Source organism: Halorubrum sp. Atlit-26R (assembly GCF_003666015.1).
Taxonomy (GTDB): domain Archaea; phylum Halobacteriota; class Halobacteria; order Halobacteriales; family Haloferacaceae; genus Halorubrum.
In genome coordinates, this window is sequence record NZ_QPLT01000270.1 from 1 (window position 1) to 636 (window position 636).

The 636-nt window shown below is 61.0% G+C and carries 1 protein-coding gene; it reads left to right on the plus strand.

Features of this window, described 5'->3' with window-relative positions; genetic code table 11:
• Positions 1-636: phage tail tape measure protein (locus DVK07_RS20520; RefSeq protein ID WP_121598587.1), on the plus strand; the 636-nt coding region annotated here is incomplete at both ends.

Consider the following 636-nt stretch of genomic DNA (forward strand, 5'->3'; position numbering starts at 1 on the left):
GGTTTTAAACAAGAAATTCAGGAGGCACAAGACGGCCTTGGCGACCTCGGAACGAAAACCGAGCGCGTCGGTAAGAAAATAAGTGGGGCAGGGCAGATGATGACTGGCGCTCTAAGCGTGCCGATCGCAGCGATGGGGGGAGCAGCTGTTCGGCAGGCTGCCACATTTGACAAGGCGATGAGTGAGTCGCTATCCGTCATGGGCTCAGTCTCGGAGGCGATGGAAGAGGACCTCCGAGACACAGCTCAAGAAGTCGCCACCAGCACAGAACACTCGCACCAGCGTGCTGCGAGGGCGCTCTACTTCCTGTCATCTGCTGGTCTCGACGCCTCCGAATCGATGGAAGCACTCCCGGCAGCTGCCGACTTCGCCACGGCCGGGCAGATGAGGCTCCAGGAGGCGACGTCGATCCTCACGACGACCATGCAAGCGTATCGTCGCGAAGCATCCGAGGTCCCAGAGATCACCGACACCCTCGCAGCGACGGTGGCGAATAGCAATACCACCATGAGTCAAATGAGTACTGCAATGTCGCAGGTAGGTCCTGTGGCCTCCTCGATGGGGGTGAGCCTCAACGAGACGGCCGCGGCGATCGGCGCGATCTCGAATGCGGGGGTCCAAGGCGAGCGCGCAGGC